Raw genomic sequence first — 17,046 nt, 5'->3', positions numbered from 1 at the left:
GGCCACCGCCGCGCCTGCCCTCACAGACTGGCCGACAGGCCTTAGGACACCAAAGGTAACCCCATGTTCAGACACCAGACCAAAACCGCCGTCGCCTTGGCTCTTGGCCTTGCAGGCGCTGCCCCCGGCAGCCTTTGGGCGCAAGATGCCGTTGATCTTGACGCCTTGATCGCCGCCGCCAAGACCGAACCGCCGATCACTGTCTATGCCGTCACCGGCAAGATCGTCGACACCGCCGCCGCCTTCAGCGCCGCCTATGGCGTGCAGGCCGAAGGCCGCAAGGTGAACGAGGCCGATCAGGTGGAACTTCTGATCCGCGAACATCAGGCTGGCAATGTGCAAGGCGATGTCTCGCTTGCCGCCGATGTTGCCGCGATTTCGGCGCAGCTTCTTTCGGCGGGCATCGTGGAAAGCTGGGTGCCCGGCGATCTGGCCGACAGCATCGACCCGGCGCTGCGCGACCCGCTGGTGGTGGTCAGCGATCCGCATGTCTGGGCCTATAACACCGAAGTCCACGGCGAATGCCCGGTCAAGAACATCTGGGAACTGACCGAGCCGCAGCACGCGCGCAAGGTGGCCATGCTTGATCCGCTGGTGAAGCCCAATTACGCCGACTGGTTCAACCAGATGGAAATGCACCATGATGCGGCCATGGCCGCCGCCTATGAATCGCATTTCGGCAAGCCTTTCGATGCGGCGTCGGGCACCGCCACGGCAGCTTGGGTGGCGGCCTTTGCCAAGAACCAGCCGCTTTTGGGCGACTCTGATACTGTGTCTTCCGCCATCGGCGCGCCGGGGCAGGCCGAGCCCTTTTTCGGCATCACCTCCACCGCCAAATTCCGCGCCAATGCCAGCGAAGGCTATAAGCTGGGTCTTTGCGCCGACATGCAGCCCTTTGGCGGCTGGCTGTATCCCGGACCGGGCATGATCGCCGCAGGCACCGACAGCCCGAATGCCGCGCGTCTTTTCATCCACTTCCTGCTCCGCGAAGAGGGCATCGCCAATCAGACCGTCGACGGCAAGATCTCGAGCAACCCGCAGGTCCCCGTCCATGCGGACGAAGCCTCGGGTGTGGCCGCGCATCTGGACAAGATGATGCGCTTCGACATGGCCAGCGCGGCCGATGATTTCGACCGCCGGCAGGATTGGCAGGATCACTGGCGGCTCAATTACTCCCGGTGAGTCCGCCACGCGGGGGGCAGGCGCTGTCTGCCCTCCCTTTTTAACCGAACGGAGTTTGCATGACGCTTCTTGAAAGTCCCGGGCCACAGGCCGCGTCGGATCCGGCGCCTTCCCTTCTTGCCCTTTCGCAGCGCTGCCGCGCGGTGGCCATGGCTGCGGCCCGCGCCGTGCAAGGCCCGCTGATCGAGGCCTTCCGCTCGCGCATGGACATCGACACCAAGGTGGATTTCCACGACATCGTCACCATCCATGACAAGGCCACCGAAGAGCGCCTGATCGCCTTTATCCTGCGCGAGATGCCCGATTCCGCCATTTTGGGCGAAGAGGGCGGGGCCACCGGGTCGGGCCGCGTGCAATGGTATGTCGATCCGATTGACGGCACCGCCAATTTTGCGCGCGGGCTGGCCTTCTGGTGCATTTCCATCGGCGCGGTCGTCGACGGGCAGATCCTTGCGGGGGCCATTCTCGACCCGATCTCGGGCACGATGTTCAGCGCCGATCTGACCGGGGCTTGGGCGGGAGAGGTGCCCTTGCGCGCCCGCGCGGCGGCGCAAGAGCGCGAGGCCGTGCTCATCACCGGCTACCCCGTCGCCCGCGACCTGCGGGCCGACGGGCGCGCCGAAGCGCTTGAGAATTTTGCGCAACTGGCGGAAAGCTTTGCAACCTTGCGGCGCCCCGGCAGTGCGGCCCTGTCGATCGCGCATGTCGCGGCGGGGTGGGCCGATGCCGCCGCAGGCTTTGGCGTCAATCCTTGGGATGTGACCGCCGCCATCCTGATCCTGAAACAGGCTGGCGGCAGCTATCATCCGCTGCCGCTTGGCAAGGTCGCGCCTGACGCGGCGGATTTCCTGTGCCCCGGCTATATCGCCACGGGGCAGGGCGCCAATTACCCCACCCTCACCCGCATCGCGCAAGGCATTTCCGACCGCCGCGATGCCGCCCGGGCGCGGGCCTGACCCGCCGCATGCCCCCCCACACACCACAAGAAGCCGAGATTCGCATGACCCTCACCTCCTCCGCCTTGCCCCGCACCGCCGCCCAGCGCCCCGCCACCTTGGACCCGGCGGCGCTCACCGCGCGCGAGGTGTTTCTGGCCGATCTGATCCGCGAGGCTGGTGCCGTCGCGCGGCGCGCCTTTGCCGAGGCCTCTGCCCCGCAGGTTGGCATGAAAGGCCCGCAGGATTTTCTCACCGAAACCGATGCGGCCGTCGAGCATCTGGTGCGCAGCCGCATTCAGGCCAGCTTCCCCGACGACAGCTTTCTGGGCGAGGAAACCGGGGGCAGCGTGGCCGATCCTTGCTGGGTGGTCGATCCCATCGACGGCACCGCCAATTTCGCCCGCCGCATCCCGCATTACTGCATTTCCATCGCCTATGTGGCGGGGGGCGAAATCCGGCTGGGCGCGATCTATGACCCCAGCCATGACGAGCTTTACGCCGCCCGGCAGGGCAGGGGCGCCACCCGCAACGGCGTGCCGCTCAGCGTCGCGCAAACCGCGCGCGCCGATGCCGCCTGTCTGGAATTGGGCTGGTCGAACCGCCTGCCCAATGCCGCCTATCTTGAGGCGCTGACCGCCATGCTCAACGCCGGGGCCAATGTGCGCCGCGCGGCCACCGGCGCGCTGGGGCTGGCCTATGTCGCCGACGGCCGCTCGGACGGCTATGCCGAGCTTCATATGCACCCGTGGGATTGTCTTGCGGGCCTTTTGCTGGTGGAAGAGGCAGGGGGGCGCGTCTGCGCCTATCTGGAAGCCGATGGCCTGAACCGGGGCGGCGCGGTTCTGGCCGCCGCCCCCGGTCTGGCCGATCTGATGAGCCGCGCCACCAAGGTGCCCTTGCGCGCGGCCCCCGCTCAGACAGGTTTGCCGCGCACGGAATTGCGCCAGACCAGTTCGGCCTGAAACCGGATCGGCTCGCGCCGGGTGCTGGGGGGCGGCGGTCCTTGCAACAGGCCGACGATCCGCTCGGCGATCTGTTCGATCGGCTGACGAAAGGTTGTCAGGTTGAACGAAGACCACCCGGCCTGCTCGATATCGTCAAAGCCGATCACGCACAGATCCTCGGGGATCGAGAGGCCAAAGCTGTTGCGCGCGGTGTCCATGAAACCACAGGCCAAAAGATCGGTCACGCAGAAGGCACCATCAGGACGGTCCGCGCCGGCCAGCAAGCGCCGCGCGATCTCGGCGCCCGAGGCATAGGCGGTCGGGCCATAGCGCATCACCTGCACCGCGACCCCGGCTTCGGTCGCGGCGGCGACAAAGGCCTGTTCGCGCGTCACCACGCTGGCGGTGCCCACTTCGGAGGCCACCACCGCGATCTTGCGGCAGCCTGCCGCCTGCAACTGCGCAAAAGCCTCGCGCGCGGCGGTGCGGTTGGTGACGATGATGGTATCAGGCCCCGGCACCGGGTCATCGCGGTTGACCATGATGACATGCTGGCCATTGTTCAGGCAGGTCTGGATCAGCGATCCTGCGGGCTGGCCCGAAAGCACGATGGTGGCATCCGCCCGGTATTGCAGCGTCTGCCGCAGTGCCTTTTCCACGCTTTCCGCCTGACCCGAGGTGTTGATGACCATGGCCACTTTCTCGGCCCGTTGCAGACGGCTGGTCAGCGCATCGATCATCCGGGCCTGATAGGGTGTGTTGATGTCGGTCACCACCAGCGACACGATGTTGGACTGGTCATGGATCAGCCCGCGCGCCAGATGATTGACGTGATAGCCCAAGGCCTCGGCGGCTTCCATCACCCGCGCCCGCGTGCTTTCCGACACGCTGGCCCCATCGGTGAAGGTGCGCGAGACCGCCGAACGCGACACACCCGCCAAGGCGGCCACCTGCTGCGCGCTGACAAAGGACCGCTGCCTTTGCTTGCCCGTGGCCACGTCGGTCATGGGGTCATGCTCTGATGGGTCACAGGCTCACCTTTCGGTCGTCAGGCATCTTGCTGCCCTCGCATGTCGCGGAACACGGCACGCAAGAACGGCATTTCCTTCGTCTATACAGCAAGGCCGCTGCGGGATTCAACAAATCTGCTCGGGATGTTGACAGGTTTGCACAGCTGTGCAAGTTTCCCGCTACGCCCGCGCATGCTGACGCCCCGGCGTCAGATCTCTTTCGCCAGCCGCCTGAGCTGGCCCCCCTGTCCTTCAGCCTGATCGGAACCGTCCCGCATGACCGACGCCCTTTTTCATTCAGACCCCAAGCCCAAGAAACAGGCGGCCACGCTGACGCCGCTAAGTCTGATCGCCACCGGCGTGGGCGCGGACGGCGTTTCGCTTTATATCGGCAATTCCGATGGCGCGCGCGATGTGGCGCGGCTGGCGGACCTTGGGATCACCACCGTCATCAACTGCGCGGTGAACCTTGACATCAACTATGTCGCCGACCCGGTTGATCCCGCAGCCCCTGGCAAATGCGCGGTCGGTCATGCGCCGATCCGCAGCTACAAGATCGGCCTGATCGACGGCAACGGCAATCCGGGGCGCATGATGCTGGCGGGCTATTACATCCTTGACGGCGCGCTGAAACAGGTGATGCCCGAGCGCAGCAGCTATCCCAACCGGGCGCGCGGCCATGTCCTTGTGCATTGCCGGGGCGGGCGCAGCCGGTCGGTTGCGCTCACGGCGCTTTACCTGCACAAGACGCAACCGGACGGGTTCCCGACCCTTGACGATGCCATCGCGCATGTGCGCAAGATGCGGGCTCTGCCGCCGGATGAGTGGTACGAAACACCCAAACCCATGTTGATCGAAGCCGCCCGTCAGGCCGCCGCCGCGATTGACCATCTGGAGGACTGCTGAAATCGACTCCACGCTTGTTCTGATCGATATTCTCGGGGCCGGGGCGCTGCTGCTCTGGGGGTTGCGCCTGATCAAGACCGGGATGCTGCGCGCCTTTGGCAGTGCGCTGCGGGTGTGGATCGGGCGCGGCGCGTCCAACCGGGTCAAGGCGCTGATCGCGGGGCTTGTGGCGACACTGGCCGTGCAGTCCAGCACGGCAACGGCGGTCATCACCGCCTCTTTCGCCGCGCGGGATCTGTTGTCGGGCGCGATGGGGCAGGCGGTGATGCTGGGGGCCAATGTCGGCACCAGCATTGCGGCGGCGGTTCTGTCGCTCGACCTGCACTGGCTTTCGCCCTTGCTGATCTTGATCGGCGTGGTGGTGTTTTCCCGCAGCGGCCGGGCAGGGGGCAAAGGCATCGGCCGCGCCATCCTTGGCCTTGGCCTGATGCTGCTGGCGCTGGAGCTGATGGGGCAGGCCACCGGGCCGATGCGCGACTCGGTTCTGGTGCGGCAGGTGCTGGTGGGCTTGGGCGATGCGCCGCTGTTCGCGCTGATCTTTGCCACCGGGCTGGCGGCCCTTGCCTCGTCCAGCCTCGCCACCGTGCTGTTCGTCATGCTGCTGGCGCAGGCCGGGGTGGTGTCGGCCGAACTTGCACTGGTGTTGGTGGCAGGGGCCAATCTGGGCGGTGCCATCCCGCCTTGGCTTGCGGTCATGTCCGAAGGCGTGCAGGCCCGTCGTCTGGTGGTGACGAACCTTGGCGTGCGCGCCGCCGGAGCGGCTGTCCTTACCCTCACCGCGCCCTTGCTTGCGCCGCTGGTGCAGCCCTATTTCGCGGACACCGCTGCCCTGACCTTGGGCGCGCATGTCGGCTTTTCCATTGTGCTTGCGCTGGTGTTCCTGCCCGTGCTGGGCCCGCTCTCGGCGCTTGTCGAACGCTGGATGCCCAAGCAACCCACCGTGGATTTTGCGCCGAAATACCTTGATGAAAGTGCGATGTCTTCGCCCACCATCGCGCTGGCCGCCGCCGCGCGCGAAACGCTGCGGCTGGGCGATCTGGTGGGCGACATGCTGCGGCTCAGCCTTGCCACCGTGCAGGGCCATGACGATCTGGCGCATGACCGGCTGTCCGCCACCGAAGATCAGGTCGACCGCCTGCACAATGCCATCAAGATCTATCTGGCCCGTCTGTCGCGCGAAGATCTTGATGCCGATGACATCCGGCGGATGTCGGAAATCCTGTCCTATGCCGTCAATCTGGAGCACATCGGCGACCTGATCGATTCCGGCCTTTCGGAACTCGCGGTCAAGAAAGACCGCCGCCGCCTGTCCTTCTCGCCCGAAGGGCTGACCGAGATCTCGGAGTTCTACCAGCGCACCATCGAGATCCTTGCGGTGGCGCAAAGCGTGTTTCTGTCGCGTGATGAAAACCTTGCCCGCGAACTTGTCAAATGCAAGGTCGAGGTGCGCCGCATGGAAACCCTCTCGGCCGAACGCCATATGGAACGCCTGCGCGAACGGCGGCTGGAAACGGTGGAAACCTCCAGCCTGCACCTTGATATCCTGCGCGATCTGAAACGGGTGAACGCGCATCTGATTTCAGTCGCCTATCCCATCCTGGATGGCATCGGCGCGCTGGGCGACACCCGGTTGCAGCCCGAACAGAAGAAATCCTGATCCATGCACCGTTTCGCCGTTCTGGCCGATCCGCATTACCATGCCCTGTTTCCCGGCTACCCGGTGGCGGGCGTGCCGTTTCAAGGGCGCGCGGGCGCCTGCCTGCGGCCACGGCAGGACAGCGCCGAATCCACCCGCATCTTCAACGAAAGCGCGCTTGCCCTGCCGGTGGCGCTTGATGCCTGCGCGGCTGCCGGCATTCGCACTGTGCTGATCCCCGGCGATCTCACCGATGACGGGCAAGCCCCCAGCATGCAGGCCGCGCTTGCCGTGCTGCAAGACTACCGGGTTCGCCATGGGATGCGGTTCTTCCTTACCCCCGGCAATCACGATGTCTACGGGATGAGCGGGCGGCCCCATGCCAAGGCCTTTCTTACCGCAACCGGGGGGCGTGTCACCGTCAGCAGCCATCCCGAGGCGCAAGCCAGCGCCGACGCGTCCACCGTCTATGATCCGCGCATGGGCTGCCAAGGCTATCAAGGCCTTATCCCTTTGTGGGGCGATCACGGGCTGATGCGCGATCCGCGTGATCTGCATTGGGAAAGCCCCTTCGGCCCCGAGGATGCTGCCGAAACCCGCGTCTTCACCATGACCGCGCCCGATGGCCTGACCACCCATCGCCAGATCGACACCTCCTATCTGGTCGAGCCTGAACCCGGCCTCTGGCTGCTCTCTATCGATGCCAATGTGTTCGCGCCGCGCAGCGGCAGGCCTGACAACACCGATCCGCAGGCCTTTGAAGACAGCACCAATGCCGGGTGGAACGCGCTGATCCAGCACAAACCCTTTCTGCTCGACTGGATGGCCGATGTGGCGCGGCGCGCCAAGGCTGCGGGCAAGACCCTGATCTGCTTTTCGCATTATCCGGTGGCCGATGTGCTGCAAGGCACGCTGGCGGGCGAGCGGGCGCTGTTCGGCGCCACCGCTTCGGCACAGCGCAACCCCACGCCCGCCACCACCGCGCGCATCGCCGCCACGGGCATCGGCACGCATTTCTCGGGCCACCTGCACTTTTCGGGCCAAGCGCAAGGCCCGGCCGATGGCCCCGCGCTCACCAATATCGCGGTGCCGTCGCCTGTCGCCTTCCCGCCCGCGTCTCTGCACGTGGTTGCCGATGCCTCGGGTCTTCAGATCACCCCGCAGATGATCGACTTTTCGGGCTTTGATGCCGTCTTTCCGCTCTACGGCCTTGCGGCCACGGAGGGGCCGGACTGGCTGGCCGCCCGGAGCTATCCGGAATTCCTCTATTTCCACATCCGCGAGCTGGTGCAGCACCGCTTCCTCCCGCGCGACTGGCCGCAAGACCTGCGCAGCTTCGTCCAAGGGCGCAGCACCGGCGATCTTCAGGCGCTCGCCTTGCGTGACAAGCCCGCCTTTGCGACCGACCCGGATCTGCCGCTTGGCGCGCCGGGCTTTTCCTTGCTGGATCTGCTGACCGATTGGTATGCCGCCCGCAGCGCCGGTGCGCTTGCCGGCGCCTTCATCCCGCCTGACCGGCGCGCTGTCTATGCCAGTCTGATCGCCGATTTCGCCGCGCGCACATGGCCCGAGCCGGAGTGCCTGCAAACCCGTCTCGGCATCCTGATGGAGATGTTTGGCAAAAACCTTGGCGCTCTCTTGCCCGCCGAGCAAGGATGAACCGCCGCACAACGTAAAAAGGCTGGCCCGCAAAGGCCAGCCTTCTGAGGATCGTCGCGCCCCGAAAGAGGGTCGTATCAGAAGCGGTAGTTCATCTTGAGCTGCACCTGACCGAAGTCGAAGTCGCGGTCGGTGCCGCGTGCCGTGGTGCTCGGGGCTGCGGCACTGAACGGCCCGCCCGTCAGAGTGGCCTGAAAATCATTGCTGCCCATGTTCACATAGGTGTATTCCAGACCGATGCTGACCTGCTCGGTCACCTTGTTCTCGACACCAAAGCCGATCACATAACCGAAGCGGTTCTTTTGGCCGCCGCTGGTTACCGTGGTGGCGGCCGAACCGGGCTGGCTATAGGCAAAATCGACCTTGCCCATGGCGACACCCGCCAGACCATAAACCAGCGTATTGGGCTGGGCGAGATAGCCCACACGCCCGGCAAGGGTCGCGTAATTGTCCATCTTGCGCTCGATCGTATACACGGCAGGCGTGCGCGATTTGCCCTGCTGGCGGTCGGTCACATCGCCAAACTGCAAGGCGCCCACCGCGCCATAGACCATCATGCCGCTCTGCCAGTCATAGCCGAACTGCACCCCGCCAACATTGCCCTTGGCCTTTTCGCCGAAAAAGCCCGCGTCCGGCACGGCTTCATTGGGGCTGAAAGCGGTTTCCAAGGCCCCGCCCGGCGGCAGCGGCGACAGGCCGAACACCCCGGCGTCGCCAGAATTCGCCCGACCGAATTGCACGCCGCCATAGGCGCCTTCCCATGACTGGGCCCACAGGCCCGAAGCCGACCCGCCCAGCATCAGCACAGCCCCGGCCATTGCAGCAACCATACGTCTTGTCACGTCACACTCTCCCTGTTTCCCATCGGTGCCCTTGGCCTACGAACAGGGTTTGGCCCAAGTTTCACAGCGCGCGCCTTTTTCTTTTCCCCTGCGTCAAGCGGCGCGCGCCCAGCGGGGCAAAGATCGTTCTGGCAGGGCAGGGGGAAAGGCCAGCGCCGTGCTGTCTGCGCAGGTCGCGGGCATCCGGGGGCAGGTTTCACGCGCATCAGGGCCGCAGGACCGCCCGAACCGCAGCTTTCAAAGGTGGACCTCTCCCAAATCATAACTTATGGCTAGGATGTCCGCCTGCAAGTGGCGCGATCTGTCCAACCGAAATTCTGGAGGTGCTACCCATGAAACTCTTTTCCTTCCGGTCCCTTGCGGGGGCCGTTCTTGCCGTCGGCGTGATGGCACAGGGGGCCGTGGCGCAGGATATGCAGTTCTTCCGGATCGGCACCGGCGGCACCGCGGGCACCTATTACCCGATCGGCGGACTCATCGCCAACGCGATCTCGAACCCACCCGGCTCGCGCGCCTGTGAAGAAGGCGGCTCTTGCGGCGTTCCCGGCCTGATCGCCACCGCCGTCGCCTCGAACGGCTCGGTCGGCAACGTGAACTCGATCAACGGCGGCACGCTGGAAGCGGGCTTCAGCCAGTCGGACGTGGCCTATTGGGCGCAAACCGGCACCGGCATCTGGGAAGGCCAGCCTGCCGTGGAAAAGCTGCGCCTGATCGCCAACCTTTACCCGGAATCCATCCACCTCGTGGCCAGCGCGGCCTCGGGCATCACCTCGGTCGCCGATCTGCGCGGCAAGCGCGTGTCGCTCGATGAACCCGGTTCGGGCACGCTGGTGGACGCAAAGATCATCCTCGAAGCCTTCGGCCTGACCGAAGCCGACATCACCCCGGAATACCTCAAGCCCGATCAGGCATCGGACCGGATGCGCGATGGCGCGATGGATGCCTTCTTCTTCGTGGGCGGCTACCCGGCCGGTGCCATCGCCGAACTCTCCAGCCAGCATGATGTGGTCATCGTTCCGATCACCGGCCCCGAGGTCGATGCGCTGCGCGAAGAATACAGCTTCTTTGCCGCCGACACCGTGCCCGCAGGCACCTATCGCGGTCAGGATGCCGAAGTGAACACCCTTTCGGTGGGTGCGCAGATGGTGACCTCGGCTGACCTGTCGGAAGAGCTGGTCTATGGCATCACCAAGGCGATGTTCAACGAAACCACGCAAAAGCTGTTCGGCAACGGCCACGTCAAGGGCAAGTTCATCACCCTTGAAAACGCTGTGCAGGGCGCGGGCATCCCGTTCCACCCCGGCGCCGAGCGCTTTTACAAGGAAGTCGGCGCGATCGAGTGATCCCGCTTTGCTGATCTGATCCCGGGGGATGCGGCCGTCAGACGGTTCGCATCCCCTTCTTCATCCACTGCTTCAAGGACGCCAAGATGACCGACGGCAACCGCACGCTTTCCCAAGCTGAACTGGCCGCGATCGAGGAAGAGTTCGATCCCGAGGCGCGCTTCAGAACTGTTACCCGTCCGGTCGCCATTCTGGCCGGGGTCATCCTGTTCGCCCTCGCCATTTATCATTATTACACCGCCGGTTTCGGCCTTCCGCGCGCCACCACCCATCGCGGGGTGCATATGGGCGTGTCGCTGTTCCTGATTTTCCTCAGCTTCGCGGTCGTGAGTTCGGCCCGGCACAAGACGACGGGCTTTGTCATCCTTGGCCTGCCGGTGCTGGATTGGCTGCTGGCCATCGCTGCCTTGGTCAGCGCGCTTTATGTGCCGTGGATCTATGACCAACTGGCCTTCCGCATCGGCAATCCGCTGCCGCTCGACGTGGCCATGGGCACCATTCTGCTGGTCACGCTGCTGGAAGCGGTGCGGCGCTCGATGGGCTGGCCGCTGCCGGTGATTGCGCTGCTGTTCATCGGCTACGCCTATTTCGGCCAGTCCATGCCGGGCATCTTCGTGCATCCGGGGGCCGACTGGTCGGGGATCGTCAACCACCTTTACCTGTCGTCGCAAGGCGTTTACGGCACCGCCTTGGGCGTGATCGCCACCTATGTGTTTCACTTCGTCCTTTTCGGGGTGATGGCGCAGCGCATCGGGCTGGGGCAACTCTTCATCGACCTCGCCACCGCGCTGACTGGGCGCTATTCCGGCGGCCCGGCCAAGGTTTCGGTGGTGTCTTCGGCGCTTCTGGGCTCGATCTCGGGCTCGTCCATCGCCAACACCGTCACCACCGGCGCGCTGACGATTCCCACCATGATCAAGATCGGCTTCCAGCGCCATTTCGCGGCGGCGGTCGAGGCGGCCTCTTCGACCGGTGGTCAGATCACCCCGCCGGTGATGGGGGCCGTGGCCTTCCTGATGGTGGAATATCTGGGCATCCCGCTGCGCACCATCCTGATCGCCGCCATCGTGCCGGCCTTCATGCACTTCTTTGGCGTGCTGGTTCAGGTGCACCTTGAGGCCAAGCGCCTTGGCATCCGCGGCCTGACCAAGGAAGAACTGCCCAATGCGGTCAAGGTGCTGCGCGAAGGCTGGCTGTCGGTGCTGCCGCTTCTGCTTTTGGTCTATATGCTGATGTCGGGCCGCACGCCCTTCCTCGCCGCCTTCTGGGCCATCACCGCCTGCATCGCCGTCTATGCCGTGCAGCGCATCATGGCCTCGGGCGTTTCGCAAGGCGCGCGGGAATTTGTGGTGGGCATCACCGAAGGCTTCATCTCGGGCGCGAAAAGCTCGCTTGCCGTCACCGCCGCCGCCGCTCTGGTCGGTGTGGTGATCGGGGTGGTGACGCTCACGGGGATCGGCTTCAAGATCGCCTTCATGCTCACCAGCCTTGCCCAAGGCTGGGCAGAAAGCCTGCATGCCTCGCTGTCTTTCCTGCCGTTCGAACTGATCACCATGCCGTCGCTGGCGCTCTTGTTCACCCTGATGATGACGGCGGTGGTCTGCATCCTGATGGGCTGCGGCATTCCCACCACGGCCAATTACATCATCATGGTGGCCGTCGCCGCCCCGGTGCTGGCCATGATGAATGTCGAACCCATCGTCGCCCATTTCTTCGTGTTCTATTACGGGGTGCTGGCCGATGTGACCCCGCCGGTGGCGATGGCGGCCTATGCCGCCTCGGGCATCGCGGGGGCGAATGCCTTCAAGGCCGGCAACACCGCCTTCCGTCTGTCGATGGGCAAGGCGCTGGTGCCGTTCATGTTCGTCTTCTCCCCCTCGCTCTTGCTGGTGACCGCCGATTTCACTTGGGGGGCCTTTGCACTCTCCTTCACCGGCGCGATTCTGGGCATCGTGGCGCTGTCGGCTGCCATCACCAACTGGCTCTTGCGCCCGCTCTTGCTGATCGAGCGGATCGTGCTGCCGATCGCGGCCTTGCTGTTGATCGCGCCCGAACTGGTGTCTTCCTCCATCGGTGCCGCCCTCTTTGGCGCCGTGGTGCTGCGCCAATGGCTCGCCGGACGCGGCACCCCGCAGGCCGCCGCCTGACAGCGGCCAGACCCGGCAGAGGGGCCCTTCGGGGCCCCTCTTTGCGTTTCACGGCACCGCTGCGCGCAAGGCATCGGATGCAGCACAGTTGCAGGCGCGCCCGCGCTTCGTTAGGCATGATCTGTCTGGTGCCCCGCGTCTTGGCGCGGGGATAATCGGGAACGCGGTGCAAGGCCGCGACGTGCCCAACGCTGTAAGGTGGACGGGCCCACAGAGGCCACTGGCCGCAAGGCTCGGGAAGGCGTGGGTCCGGGTGAAGCCAAGTCAGAAGACCGGCCAGACGAAACCGGGGCAGGCGAAGGCCGGCGCTTGCCCTGTTTTCCATCAAGGGGGAGTCCATGACCGCCGAACCACTGCTCACCGCCGCCGCGCCCTTTTCAAGTGCCGAGCGCGCGGCCGTCTACCGTGCCATCGAATCTCGGCGGGATGTGCGGGGCCAGTTCACCGCGCGCCCCATTGACGACGCCACCTTGCTGCGTCTGCTCTCGGCCGCGCATCATGCGCCTTCTGTTGGCCTCTCGCAGCCGTGGAACTTCATCGTCATCCGCTCGGATGCCGTCAAACAGGCCGCCCATGCCGCCTTCTCGCGCGCCAATGACGAAGCCCGCGCGATGTTTCCCGCCGAACGGCGCGCGCTTTACTCTGCGCTCAAGCTCGAAGGCCTTCTGACCGCGCCGGTCAGCCTGTGCATCACCTGCGACCACAGCCGCGGCGGGCCGGTGGTGCTGGGGCGCACCCATCAGCCGCAGATGGATGAATACTCCACCGTGTGCGCCGTGCAGAACCTCATGCTGGCGGCACGCGCCGAAGGGATCGGCACCGGCTGGGTCAGCATCTTTCACCCGGCCGATGTCCAGACCCTGCTGGGCCTGCCCGCGCATGTCAGCGTGGTGGCTTGGCTCTGCCTTGGCTATGTCGACGCGCTGTATGACCAGCCAGAGCTGCAAGCCAAAGGCTGGGCCGAACGCCTGCCTTTGGCCGATCTGATCTTTGCCGATCACTGGGGGCAGCGTGCCGATTGAACGGGCGCTTTTGCCGTGCCATTTCGGCGAATGGATTCAAGGGCGGCTGGGGGCCGACGGGCCGGTGGCGCTGGTCTCTTTGCTGCCGTCCCGCGTCCATGTGCACGCGCGCTGGCAGCCGGGGCAGGGGGTGCGCTGCCATGCCATCGGGCATGGCGACCTTGATCGGGCACGGATCGCGCGCTTTGCCCGCGCGCTGGGCGGCCTGCCGCAAGGCCGCGTGGCGCTGCGCCTGCCTTATCCGCCGGGCCTTGGCACCGGCATGTCCACCGCCGGGTTGATGGCCTTGGCGGCCTTTGCCGGGCGGGCGATCCCACCTTGGGCGCTGGCCCGTGCTTGCGTGGCCGCCGAAGGCGCCAGCGATCCGCTGATGCTGCCAGAGGCGTCCCGTCTGTTGTGGGCCTCGCGTCAGGGCAGGGTGATGGCCAAGCTGCCACCGCAGCCCCGTGCCGATCTGCTGGCGGGCTTTTTTGGCCCCTCACGGCCCACACGAGGCCACGATCAGGCCTATGACGACGTGTCCGATCTGGTCGCGCTGTGGCAACAGGACAAAGGCCTTGCCGCCTGCGCCGCACTTGCAAGTGAAAGCGCCCGCCGCTGTCTTGCCCGGCGCGGCCCGCCCGATGACCCGACCGACGCGCTGGCGCGCGATCTGGGCGCGCTGGGCTGGGCCATGTCGCACAGCGGCGCGGCCCGCGCGCTGATCTTTGCGCCGGGAGAGCTGCCGCGCCACGGGGCCGAGCGCCTGCGCGAGGCAGGCTTGCGGGGCGTGCATGTTCTGGCTACGCCAAGGCCATAGCAAAGGGGGGCGTCATGCGCGATCACGGCGGCAATCTGGATGCGGCGATGGCGCGCCACGGTGATGGCGATTGGATCGATCTGTCCACCGGCATCAACCGCCGCCCGTGGCCGATCCCCGAACTGGGGGCCGCGCTCTGGCGCCACCTTCCCACCCGCGCCGCCCAAGCCGCGCTCGTGGCACAAGCCGCACAGGCTTGGCGGCTATCCGAGGGGGCCGAAGGCGTCGCACTGGCGGGCGCGCAAGCGGCGATTCAGATGGTGCCGATGCTGCGCCCGGCAGGGCGGGCGGTGGTGCTGGGCCCCACCTATAACGAACACGCCGCCTGCCTGAAGCAATCCGGCTGGGCGGTGGACACGGTGGCCACGCTGGCCGAGGCGCAGGGCGCCGATCTGGCCGTGGTGGTGAACCCCAACAACCCCGACGGCCGCTGCCACGCGCCTCGGGATCTGCTGGCGCTGCGCCAGCAGGTCGGGCTTCTGGTGGTGGACGAAAGCTTTGGCGACATCACGCCCGAGCTGTCGCTCTTGCCGCAGGCTGGCCCGGACAACCTCTTGATCCTGCGCTCCTTTGGCAAGTTCTACGGTCTCGCCGGGCTGCGCTTGGGCTTTGCCTTCGGCGCGCGCGCCACGATTGCCAGCCTTGCGCAGCATGCAGGGCCATGGCCTGTCTCTGGCCCGGCCATCGAGATCGGCCGTCAGGCCTTGGCAGATGACGCTTGGGCCGCCGCCATGCGCGCGCAGCTCACCGCCGATGCCGCCCGCGCCGATGCCTTGGCGCAGGCGGCGGGCTGGCCCCTTGCCGGGGGAACCGCGCTGTTCCGCCTTTACACGACGCCCGATGCGCGCAGCGCGCAAGAGCACCTTGCGCGCCACAAGATCTGGAGCCGGATCTTCCCATGGTCCGACACGCTGTTGCGCCTTGGCCTTCCCGGCCCCGAGCCGGAATGGGACAGGCTCGCCGCGGCTCTGGCCCGCTAGCGCGAAAGGGCCAGCAGTCCGGGCACGTCCAGATGCGCTTCCAGATGGTCGGCCAGCGCCTCCAGCGCCGCCTCGACCTCGGCGCCATGACGGCGCGGCGCTGCCGCCACCCCCAGCCGCGCCAGAAAGGCCGCCCGAAAGGCATCTGACAGGAACATGCCGTGCAGATAGGTCCCGATGACCCGGCCATCGGCGCTTTGCGCGCCCTCGGGGCGGCCTTCGATGGTGGCAAAAGGGCGGGCGCAATCGGTGCCCGTGCTGCGCCCGATGTGGATCTCATAGCCGGCAATCGGCAATCCGCTCTCCAGATGCGCCCCCGCCACGCGTGACAGCCGCTTGTCGGGCGTCATCCGTGTGTCCACCTCCAGCAGCCCCAGCCCTGCCATGTCGCCTGCGGGGCCTTCGATGCCTTCGGGGTCGGCGATGCTCTGACCCAACATCTGATAGCCGCCGCAAATGCCCAGCACCTGCCCCCCCCGCCGCAGATGCGCCGCCAGATCGACATCCCAGCCTTGCGCCCGCAAAAAGGCCAGATCGCCGCGCGTCGATTTCGAGCCCGGCAGGATCACCAGCCGCGCATCGCCCGGGATCGCCTGCCCGGCCTGCACCATCACCAGATTGACACCGGGTTCCGCCTTGAGCGGATCAAGATCGTCGAAATTGGCAATGCGCGAAAAGCACAGCACCGCAATCGTCACCCCGCCTTGGCGCGCGGCCCCCGCAAGGTCCTGCGCGTCTTCGGCCGGAAGCAGATGTGCCTTTGGAAACCATGGCAGAACCCCAAAGCCGCGCCAGCCGGTGCGCTGGGCGACAAAGGCATAGCCGTCGTCGAAAAGCCGGGGATCGCCGCGGAACTTGTTGATCAGGAACCCGGCGACCATGGCGGCATCATCGGGGTCGATCACCGCCTGCGTGCCCACGATCTGTGCGATCACCCCGCCGCGGTCAATATCGCCCACCAGCACCACCGGCACATCCGCCGCGCGGGCAAACCCCATATTGGCAATATCCCCCGCCCGCAGGTTCACCTCGGCCGGGCTGCCCGCGCCCTCGACGATCACCAGATCATTCTGGGCGCGCAGCCGGTGAAAACTCTCCAGCACCGCGCCCATCAACTGCGGCTTGAGCTTGGCATAATCGCGCGCGCGCACCGTGGTCAGCCGCTTGCCTTGCACGATCACCTGCGAGCCCACTTCGGATTCGGGCTTGAGCAGCACCGGGTTCATGTCGGTCACCGGCTCCCGCCCGCAGGCCATCGCCTGCAGCGCCTGCGCGCGCCCGATCTCGCCGCCATCGACGGTCACGGCGGCATTGTTCGACATGTTCTGCGGCTTGAACGGCGCCACCCGCAGCCCGCGCCGCAGCGCCGCGCGGCACAGGCCCGCCACCAGCATCGACTTGCCGACATTCGACCCGCAGCCTTGAATCATCAGCGCCTTCATCTGACCCCTCGCCGCAAGCGGAGAGGGCAGGAGCCTCCGGCGGGGATATTTGCCGCCAAGATAAAGGCAAAGGGCCGGGAAAAGGTCAGCAGCCGCGCCTCGGGCCGTTTGCACGGGGGAGGCGCGGCGCCTTTACCTTGGACGGTCATCGGGGTCCCCCCCTGTACCGTGATGTCACCTTCGCAGGGAGAGGTTA

The 17,046-nt window shown here is 66.1% G+C and carries 14 protein-coding genes and 1 riboswitch; of the genes, 11 read left to right on the top strand and 3 right to left on the bottom strand.

The window, feature by feature from the left end:
* The first annotated feature begins 63 nt into the window (after positions 1-63).
* From CUR21_RS01365 to CUR21_RS01355, 3 genes are read left to right on the top strand one after another with little or no spacing between them, the layout of a single operon-like run.
* A complete protein-coding gene (locus CUR21_RS01365; protein WP_100195207.1) occupies positions 64-1,182 on the top strand; it encodes an ABC transporter substrate-binding protein in 1,119 nt (372 codons plus the stop codon).
* 59 nt (positions 1,183-1,241) lie between these two features.
* Positions 1,242-2,138: an inositol monophosphatase family protein gene (locus CUR21_RS01360; protein ID WP_100195206.1), complete on the top strand. Its 897-nt coding sequence runs from the start codon at positions 1,242-1,244 to the stop codon at positions 2,136-2,138.
* A 44-nt stretch (positions 2,139-2,182) separates the two neighbouring features.
* A complete protein-coding gene (locus tag CUR21_RS01355) occupies positions 2,183-3,082 on the top strand; it encodes an inositol monophosphatase family protein (protein WP_100195205.1) in 900 nt (299 codons plus the stop codon).
* Here CUR21_RS01355 and CUR21_RS01350 read toward each other — a convergent pair.
* On the bottom strand, positions 3,034-4,071 hold the full coding sequence (locus CUR21_RS01350; protein WP_100195204.1) for a substrate-binding domain-containing protein: 1,038 nt from the start codon (positions 4,069-4,071) through the stop codon (positions 3,034-3,036). The genes CUR21_RS01355 and CUR21_RS01350 overlap by 49 nt on opposite strands.
* A 279-nt stretch (positions 4,072-4,350) precedes the next feature.
* On the opposite strand from CUR21_RS01350, the gene CUR21_RS01345 reads away from it, so the two are divergent.
* The 3 genes from CUR21_RS01345 to CUR21_RS01335 are packed head-to-tail and all read left to right on the top strand — an operon-like array spanning position 4,351 to position 8,275.
* Positions 4,351-4,980, top strand: coding sequence for a dual specificity protein phosphatase (locus tag CUR21_RS01345; RefSeq protein ID WP_100195203.1), 630 nt, complete (start codon positions 4,351-4,353; stop codon positions 4,978-4,980).
* Positions 4,958-6,637, top strand: coding sequence for a Na/Pi cotransporter family protein (locus tag CUR21_RS01340; RefSeq protein WP_232622638.1), 1,680 nt, complete (start codon positions 4,958-4,960; stop codon positions 6,635-6,637). The genes CUR21_RS01345 and CUR21_RS01340 overlap by 23 nt, the downstream gene beginning before the upstream one ends.
* Before the next feature lie 3 nt (positions 6,638-6,640).
* A complete protein-coding gene (locus tag CUR21_RS01335; RefSeq protein ID WP_100195202.1) occupies positions 6,641-8,275 on the top strand; it encodes a metallophosphoesterase in 1,635 nt (544 codons plus the stop codon).
* Between the two features lie 77 nt (positions 8,276-8,352).
* On the opposite strand, the gene CUR21_RS01330 is transcribed toward CUR21_RS01335, so the two are convergent.
* A complete protein-coding gene (locus tag CUR21_RS01330) occupies positions 8,353-9,117 on the bottom strand; it encodes an outer membrane protein (protein ID WP_157791911.1) in 765 nt (254 codons plus the stop codon).
* Between the two features lie 332 nt (positions 9,118-9,449).
* On the opposite strand from CUR21_RS01330, the gene CUR21_RS01325 reads away from it, so the two are divergent.
* The 5 genes from CUR21_RS01325 to cobD all read left to right on the top strand — a co-directional run bounded on the left by CUR21_RS01325 (position 9,450) and on the right by cobD (position 15,408).
* Positions 9,450-10,460, top strand: a complete 1,011-nt coding sequence (locus CUR21_RS01325) for a TAXI family TRAP transporter solute-binding subunit (protein WP_100195200.1) — start codon at positions 9,450-9,452, stop codon at positions 10,458-10,460.
* Positions 10,461-10,546: 86 nt separating this feature from the next.
* Positions 10,547-12,607, top strand: coding sequence for a TRAP transporter permease (locus CUR21_RS01320; RefSeq protein ID WP_100195199.1), 2,061 nt, complete (start codon positions 10,547-10,549; stop codon positions 12,605-12,607).
* A 109-nt stretch (positions 12,608-12,716) separates the two neighbouring features.
* Positions 12,717-12,903, top strand: a riboswitch (cobalamin riboswitch).
* A gap of 42 nt (positions 12,904-12,945) precedes the next feature.
* A complete protein-coding gene (bluB, locus tag CUR21_RS01315; RefSeq protein ID WP_100195198.1) occupies positions 12,946-13,629 on the top strand; it encodes a 5,6-dimethylbenzimidazole synthase in 684 nt (227 codons plus the stop codon).
* A complete protein-coding gene (locus tag CUR21_RS01310) occupies positions 13,619-14,428 on the top strand; it encodes a propanediol utilization protein (protein WP_198431579.1) in 810 nt (269 codons plus the stop codon). The genes bluB and CUR21_RS01310 overlap by 11 nt, the downstream gene beginning before the upstream one ends.
* Positions 14,429-14,442: 14 nt before the next feature.
* Positions 14,443-15,408: a threonine-phosphate decarboxylase CobD gene (gene cobD / locus CUR21_RS01305; protein WP_100195196.1), complete on the top strand. Its 966-nt coding sequence runs from the start codon at positions 14,443-14,445 to the stop codon at positions 15,406-15,408.
* Here the strand turns inward: cobD and CUR21_RS01300 are convergent.
* Positions 15,405-16,850, bottom strand: a complete 1,446-nt coding sequence (locus tag CUR21_RS01300) for a cobyric acid synthase (RefSeq protein WP_100195195.1) — start codon at positions 16,848-16,850, stop codon at positions 15,405-15,407. The two genes, cobD and CUR21_RS01300, sit on opposite strands and share 4 nt — an antisense overlap.
* Positions 16,851-17,046 lie beyond the last annotated feature (196 nt).

It is taken from the genome of Pseudorhodobacter sp. MZDSW-24AT, from assembly GCF_002794355.1.
Lineage (GTDB): Bacteria > Pseudomonadota > Alphaproteobacteria > Rhodobacterales > Rhodobacteraceae > Pseudotabrizicola.
Note: the sequence above shows the minus strand (reverse complement) of the source record. Positions and strands in the feature narration are given on the sequence as shown.